We start from the raw sequence: 7121 nt of genomic DNA, 5'->3' as shown, positions 1-7121 counted from the left end.
GGGCCGCCCGCCGGTCCGTCCGGCGACGCGCCGGACACCGCCCGGGGCGGCAAGGGCCGCGCCCTGACCGGCATCGCGGCCGCCGCCGTGACCACCGTCCTCGCCGTCGTCGTGGCCGGACAGGTCGCCGACGGCGGCACCCGCGAGGTGAGCGCCAGGGCGTCAGGAAGCACGGACCGGGTCGCCGGGGACGACATCACCTCCCGCTCGGAGGGCCGGCCCACCCCTGCCGGGGACGCCGCGCCGAAGCGGGTCGTTGCGGCGCCCCTCACGTACGCGCAGCTGATGACCCAGCAGTTCCCGCTGGACCCGGAGCTCAGGGCGTCCGGCGACTTCGGTGCCGTACCGGGGCTCGACAAGGGGCCCGGCAAGGGCCAGAAGTTCCGCTACCGGGTCGACGTGGAGAAGGGACTCGGCCTGGACGGCGGGCTGTTCGCCGAGGCCGTGCAGAAGACGCTCAACGACGACCGGAGCTGGGCGCACAACGGCGCCATGACCTTCGAGCGGATCTCCAGCGGCGAACCGGACTTCGTGATCACCCTGGCCAGCCCGGGGACCACCGCGGTCTGGTGTGCCAAGTCCGGCCTCGACACCACCGTCGACAACGTGTCCTGCGACTCGGCCTCCACCGACCGCGTCATGATCAACGCGTTCCGCTGGGCGCGGGGTTCGGAGACGTACGGCGACGACGCGATGTTCGCGTACCGGCAGATGCTCATCAACCACGAGGTGGGCCACCGGCTCGGGCACAGCCATGTGAGCTGCCGCACGCCGGGGACGCTCGCGCCCGTCATGCAGCAACAGACCAAGTCCCTGAACGTGGAGGGAATCAAGTGCAAGCCGAATCCCTGGGTGTATCCCACGCGTTGACTCCCGGCCCTGACATCCCGGCCCGGACATCCCGGCCGGGCATCCCACACATTGAGACAGCCGTCTCAAATAACATTGACATCCGGACGCGGGGTCGTTCATATTTCTCGGCATGTCTCCCCGCCGCACCGCCATACCCGGTCATGCCGCCATTGAGCTCGCGCTCATCGGCGTGACCGCGCTGTGCGTGGCGGACATTCTCTGTAGCTGACGCCTGCCCTCGCGCGCGCCGGCCTTCCCGCCGTCGTTCACCGCGCTGGGCGTGTACTCCGTCCGTACGCAGGCGCGGCCAGCCGGTTCCCTCTCCCCACCTCGGTCACTGCTGCCTGCCTCCGGCCGGAAGGCGATACCCGCCGTCCGATCTCCCGGCACCACCCCAACCCCCCCCTGCCTGTGCAGCACACCGAGAGGCTTCTTCCGATGCGTCAACCGTCCGTCATTTCCCGCCGCGTGGCCGTGGCAGCCGTCACCCTGGCCATGGCCGCGGGCGCCGCCGCCTGCGGTCCCGAGGACAACGATGCCAAGAGCGACGGCGGCGCGGCCTCCGCCTCCGGCAAGCCGCAGAAGGGCGGGACGCTCTCGGTGCTCAACAACGAGCCGCAGACCGACTTCGACCCGGCGCGCCTCTACACGTCCGGCGGCGGCAACGTCCCCTCGCTCGTGTTCCGTACGCTCACCACCCGCAACCGGGAGAACGGCGCCGAGGGCAACAAGGTCGTCCCCGACCTCGCCACCGACACCGGCCGGCCCAACGCGGACGCCACCGAGTGGACGTACACCCTCAAGGACGGGCTGAAGTTCGAGGACGGCTCGCCGATCACCACCGCCGACATCAAGTACGGCATCGAGCGCTCCTTCGCGGCCGAACTGTCCGGCGGCGCCCCGTACTTGCGCGACTGGCTCGTCGGCGGGTCCACGTACGAGGGCCCGTACAAGGACAAGAAGGGCCTCGCCTCGATCGAGACGCCCGACGCGAAGACCATCATCTTCAAGCTCGACAAGCCCGAGGGCGACTTCCCCTTCCTCGCCACCGCCACGCAGTTCGCGCCGGTGCCGAAGGCCAAGGACACCGGGACGAAGTACGAGGAGAAGCCCGTCTCCTCCGGCCCGTACAAGGTCGTCAAGAACGAGGGCGACGGCGAGCACCTCGTCCTGGAGCGCAACCCGAACTGGTCGGAGGCGACCGACGACGAGCGGCACGCCTACCCGGACAGGATCGACGTGAAGGCGGGTCTCGACGCGGCCGTCATCAACCAGCGCCTGTCCACCAGCACGGGCGCCGACGCCGCCGCGATCACCACCGACACCAACCTGGGGCCGGCCGAGCTGGCCCGGGTCGACAGTGACAAGAACCTCGCCTCGCGTGTCGGCACCGGTCACTTCGGGTACACCAACTACCTCGCCTTCAACCCGAAGGTGAAGCCGTTCGACAACCCCAAGGTGCGCCAGGCCATCTCGTACGCGATCAACCGCACCAGCGTCGTGAACGCGGCTGGCGGCTCCGCGCTCGCCGAGCCCGCGACGACCTTCCTGCCCAACCAGCCGGCCTTCGGCTACACGCCGTACGACCCGTTCCCGGCGGGCAAGACCGGTGACCCGGTCAAGGCCAAGGAGGTGCTGAAGGAGGCCGGTTACCCGAAGGGGCTGACCATCACCCTCACGCACTCCACCGAGCAGAACCGCGAGACGAGCCCCGAGGTCGCCACCGCCGTCCAGGAGGCGCTCAAGAAGGCCGGCATCACCGTCAAGCTCGAAGGCCTGGAGAACAACGCCTTCGGCGAGGCCCGCAAGACCGTCTCCAAGGAGCCCGGCTTTTTCCTCTCCCGCTGGGGAGCCGACTGGCCGTCCGGCGGTCCCTTCCTCGCCCCGATCTTCGACGGCCGCCAGATCGTCAAGGACGGCGCGGGCAACTTCAACCACGCGCAGCTGAACGACCCGGCGGTCAACAAGGAGATCGACGAGATCAACAAGCTGACCGACCCGGCCGCCGCCGCGAAGCGCTGGGGCGCCCTCGACAAGAAGATCGGCGAGCTGGCGCTCGACGTCCCCCTCTTCCACCCGGTCTACAAGCGGTTGGTCGGCAAGGACATCAAGAACGTCGTCATCAGTGACTGGACCGGCGTCCTCGACATCTCGCAGGTCTCCGTCAAGTGACCGCCGCTGATCTCCTGACGTCCGAGGCGGCGACCCCCGTCGCCGCCTCGGGCGGGCGCCAGGTGTGGCGACGGCTGCGCTCCCGCCCCTCGGCGGTCGTCGCGGCCGTCGTCCTCGTCCTGCTGGTGGTCCTGGCGCTCGCCGCGCCACTGCTCGCCGCGCTGGAGGGCCAGGACGCCAACGCGTACCACGACAGCCTGATCGACTCCGCCCGCGGCGGGGTGCCGACCGGGTCCTTCGGCGGAGTGAGCGCCGACCACTGGCTCGGTGTCGAACCCGGCACCGGGCGCGACCTGTTCGTACGGATGCTGTACGGCGCCCGGGTCTCCCTGCTCGTCGCCCTCGGCGCCACCGTCGTCCAGCTCGCCATCGGGGTGGCCGTCGGCCTGGCGGCCGGCCTCGGCAACCGCTTCCTCGACACCTTCCTCAGCCGCGTCACCGACGTGATGGTCGCGCTGCCGTTCCTGGTCATGGGCATCGCCCTGACGGCCGTGGTGCCCTCCGAGTTCCCGCGCTCGCTGCTGCTGATCCTGATCATCGGCCTGCTCAACTGGGGCGGTACGTCGAGGATCGTGCGGGCCCAGACCCTCAGCCTCAAGGAACTCGACTTCGTCGCCGCGGCCCGCCTCGGCGGCTCCGGCAGGCTGCGGGTGGCCCGGCGCGAACTGCTGCCGTCGCTCGCCGCGCCCGTCATCACGTACGCGTCGATCCTGCTGCCCTCGAACATCGTGACCGAGGCCTCGCTCTCCTTCCTCGGGGTCGGTGTCAAACCGCCCACACCGTCCTGGGGACAGATGCTGTCGAGCGCGCAGACCTGGTTCCGCGCCGACCCCATGTACGTACTGCTGCCCTCCGGGGTGCTGTTCGTGACCGTCCTCGCCTTCACCGTGCTCGGCGACGCGGTCCGCACCGCGCTCGACCCGCGCGAGGCCAGCCGGCTGCGGGTCGGCCGCTCGCGCAGGAGCGCGGGCCGTACCCCCCGTACCGCACGCGAGACGCCTTCCGCACGCAAGACGCCCGAGGGAACGGCCTCATGACGCGCTACCTGCTCAAACGGCTCGGCGGCGCGCTGCTCGTCCTGCTCGTCCTGTCCGTCGTGATCTACGCACTCTTCTACGTGGTCCCGGGCGACCCGGCCCGGCTCGCCTGCGGGGAGCGCTGCTCGCCGCAGCAGGTCGCGCAGGTACGGGAACAGCTCAAGCTGACCGACCCGGTGTGGTTGCAGTACGCCCACTTCATCCAGGGCGTCTTCGCCGGCCGCGACTACTCGACCGGCACGGCCACCCTGCACTGCGACGCGCCCTGCCTCGGCTTCTCGTACCAGACCGACCAGCAGGTCACGCAGCTGATCGTCCAGCGGCTCCCCGCGACCGCCTCCCTCGCGTTCGGCGCGATGGTGGTGTGGCTGGTCATCGGGGTCGGCACCGGACTGCTGTCCGCGCTGCGGCGCGGGGGCGTCACCGAGCGGGTCCTGACCCTGTTCACGCTCGCGGGCACCAGCACCCCCGTCTTCATCCTCGGGCTGCTGATCCTGATGGTGGTCTGCGCGTACCTCCAGTGGCTGCCCTTCCCGTCGTACGTACCGCTCACCGAGGACCCCGAGCAGTGGGCGTGGAACATGCTCCTGCCGTGGTTCACCCTCGGGCTCTTCGAGAGCGCCAAGTACGCGCGGCTGACGCGCAGTTCGACGCTGGAGACGCTCGCCGAGGACCACATCCGCACCTTCCGCGCGTACGGCGTGGGGGAGCGGACGGTCGTCGGGAAGCACGCGCTGCGGGGCGCCGTACCGCCGGTCATCGCGCTCAACGCGCTCGATGTCGGCACGGTTCTCGGCGGCGCGGTCCTCACCGAGTCGCTCTTCGGCATCCCCGGCATCGGCAAGACGCTGATCGACGCCGTGAAGGTGATCGACCTGCCGGTGGTGGTCGGGGTGGTCCTGGTGATCGGGGCCGCCGTCGTCCTGGCGAACGTGCTCGCCGATCTGCTGTACGCCGTGGCCGACCGGAGGGTGGTGCTCCAGTGAGCGAGCGACTGGTGAGGGAAGACGGGCCCCTGGTCGTGGTCGAGGGACTCACCGTCGATTTCACGACGGGGGAGGAGTCGGTACGGGCCGTGGACGGCCTGTCCTTCTCGCTCGACGCGGGCCGGGCGATCGGCCTGGTCGGGGAGTCCGGCAGCGGCAAGAGCACCGTGGCCGCCGCGCTGCTCGGCCTGCACCGGGGGACCGGCGCGGAGGTCGGCGGCACGGTCCTGGTGAACGGTACGGACGTGGGCACGGCCTCCGACCGCGAACTGCGGGCGCTGCGGGGGGCGGTGGCGGCCATGGTCTTCCAGGACCCGCTGTCCTCCCTGGACCCGTACTACGCGGTCGGCGACCAGATCGCCGAGGTCTACCGCGTGCACACGGACGCCTCGCGCAAGGCGGCGCGGGCGCGGGCCGTCGAGGTGCTCGACCGGGTCGGCATCCCCGACGCGGCACGGCGGTCGCGGTCCCGGCCGCACGAGTTCAGCGGCGGGATGCGGCAACGCGCGCTCATCGCGATGGCGTTGGCGTGCGAACCCCGGCTCCTCATCGCGGACGAACCGACGACGGCCCTGGACGTCACCGTCCAGGCCCAGATCCTGGACCTCCTGCACGACCTGCGCCGGGAGACGGGCATGGGCCTGCTGCTGGTGACGCACGACGTGGGGGTGGCGGCGGAGAGCGTGGACGAGGTCCTGGTGATGCGCCACGGCCGCCAGGTCGAGACGGGCACGGTGGGGGAGGTCCTGGGCACCCCGAGGGAGGCGTACACGCGAGCGCTGCTGGCGGCGGTCCCGAGGGTGGACTCCCCTTTGACGAGGCCGTCAGGGCCACACCCAGCCCGTCCGGCGATCGAGGACGGAACCGCCCACCCCGTGGGCGCGCACCGCGACGACGCCGTCCTCCTGGAGGCCGTCGACCTCCGCAGAGAGTTCAAGCGGGGCCGCACCACCGTCGCAGCGGTGGACGGCGTCAGCCTGACCGTCCGCCCCGGCGAAACCCTCGGCATCGTCGGCGAGAGCGGCAGCGGCAAAACCACCCTCGGCCGCATGCTCGTCCGCCTCCTCGACCCCACCGCCGGACAACTCCGCTACCGCGACACCGACATCGGCACCCTGTCCGAGAAGGAGCTGCGCCCCTACCGGCGCGAACTCCAGATGGTCTTCCAGGACCCCGTCTCGTCGCTCAACCCCCGGCGGTCCATCGGCGAATCCGTCGCCGACCCGCTGCGGGCCGCCGGCGTGCTCGACCAGGCGCGGACCGTCGCGCGCGTACGGGAGCTGCTGGAGCGCGTCGGGCTCGACCCCGACCGGTACGACCGCTACCCGCACGAGTTCAGCGGCGGCCAGCGCCAACGCGTCGGCATCGCACGGGCCCTGGCCGCCGAACCCCGGCTGATCGTCTGCGACGAGCCCGTCTCGGCGCTCGACGTGACGACCCAGGCCCAGGTCACCGCGCTGCTCGCCGAGCTCCAGCGGGAGCTGGGCCTCGCGCTGGTCTTCATCGCCCACGACCTCGCCGTCGTCCGGCACGTCAGCGACCGGGTCGCGGTCATGCGGGCGGGCCGGATCGTGGAACAGGGCACGGTCGACGAGGTGTACGGGGCGCCCTCCGACCCGTACACCCGCCAACTGCTCGCCGCCGTGCCCGCGCTCGACCCGGCGGTCGCCGCCGAGCGCAGGGCGGCCCGGACCGGGCTCCGCAAGGACGTGGCCGTTGCCTGACGGTGCGTGACGTAAGCGCACCGTAGCGCGACGGAACGCCGCCGGTGCGGGAAAGTTACGTGGATTCACCCCTTCTGGTGGTGCGACGGACAACCGTCCGTCGCACCACCGTCATGTCCGCTTACGGTCGTCCCGCTGCGAGTCGCCGATCAACGGCGGCCGCTCACAAGGGAGATCGGGGGTGTCCTCGTGCGGATCGGACTGCTCACGGACGGTCGCCGTCCGTATGCGACGGGTGAGTCCGGGCTGTCGTGCGACCGGCTCGTGCGCGGGCTCGCACGGCGCGACCGCCGCGCGCTCGCGCGGGACCCGGAGGCCGCCATGTCTGTCCACGCCCCTCGCACGCCCCC

The 7121-nt window shown here is 71.3% G+C and carries 7 protein-coding genes; 6 read left to right on the top strand and 1 reads right to left on the bottom strand.

Annotation, left to right across the window (positions count from 1 at the left end; all coding sequences use genetic code 11):
• From GT042_RS11055 to GT042_RS11035, 6 genes are all read left to right on the top strand, one after another.
• A partial coding sequence (locus GT042_RS11055; RefSeq protein ID WP_237530684.1) for a DUF3152 domain-containing protein occupies positions 1-870 on the top strand: 870 nt, incomplete at its 5' end.
• Positions 871-982: 112 nt separating this feature from the next.
• Positions 983-1081, top strand: a complete 99-nt coding sequence (locus GT042_RS40065) for an Ms4533A family Cys-rich leader peptide (protein WP_345943736.1) — start codon at positions 983-985, stop codon at positions 1079-1081.
• A gap of 209 nt (positions 1082-1290) precedes the next feature.
• Positions 1291-3024, top strand: a complete 1734-nt coding sequence (locus tag GT042_RS11050; protein ID WP_161308534.1) for an ABC transporter substrate-binding protein — start codon at positions 1291-1293, stop codon at positions 3022-3024.
• 62 nt (positions 3025-3086) lie between these two features.
• Positions 3087-4061 (top strand): ABC transporter permease, encoded by a 975-nt coding sequence (locus tag GT042_RS11045; protein WP_345943737.1) that lies wholly within the window; start codon positions 3087-3089, stop codon positions 4059-4061.
• Positions 4058-5047 (top strand): ABC transporter permease, encoded by a 990-nt coding sequence (locus GT042_RS11040; RefSeq protein WP_161308533.1) that lies wholly within the window; start codon positions 4058-4060, stop codon positions 5045-5047. The genes GT042_RS11045 and GT042_RS11040 overlap by 4 nt, the downstream gene beginning before the upstream one ends.
• A complete protein-coding gene (locus tag GT042_RS11035) occupies positions 5044-6771 on the top strand; it encodes an ABC transporter ATP-binding protein (RefSeq protein ID WP_345943735.1) in 1728 nt (575 codons plus the stop codon). The genes GT042_RS11040 and GT042_RS11035 overlap by 4 nt, the downstream gene beginning before the upstream one ends.
• A 111-nt stretch (positions 6772-6882) precedes the next feature.
• On the opposite strand, the gene GT042_RS38945 is transcribed toward GT042_RS11035, so the two are convergent.
• The coding region (locus tag GT042_RS38945) for a hypothetical protein (protein WP_237530683.1) at positions 6883-7121 on the bottom strand (239 nt) is incomplete at its 5' end.

The organism is Streptomyces sp. SID3212 (assembly GCF_009865405.1).
GTDB lineage: Bacteria > Actinomycetota > Actinomycetes > Streptomycetales > Streptomycetaceae > Streptomyces.
The sequence above is the reverse complement of the archived record's forward strand: the minus strand, read 5'-3'. Positions and strand labels throughout refer to the sequence as shown.

What these genes read in the sequence shown, in the direction of transcription:
- GT042_RS11050 (WP_161308534.1), top strand. Translation starts at nt 1,291, where the DNA reads ATGCGTCAACCGTCCGTCATTTCCCGCCGCGTGGCCGTGGCAGCCGTC.
- GT042_RS11040 (WP_161308533.1), top strand. Translation starts at nt 4,058, where the DNA reads ATGACGCGCTACCTGCTCAAACGGCTCGGCGGCGCGCTGCTCGTCCTG.
- GT042_RS40065 (WP_345943736.1), top strand. Translation starts at nt 983, where the DNA reads ATGTCTCCCCGCCGCACCGCCATACCCGGTCATGCCGCCATTGAGCTC.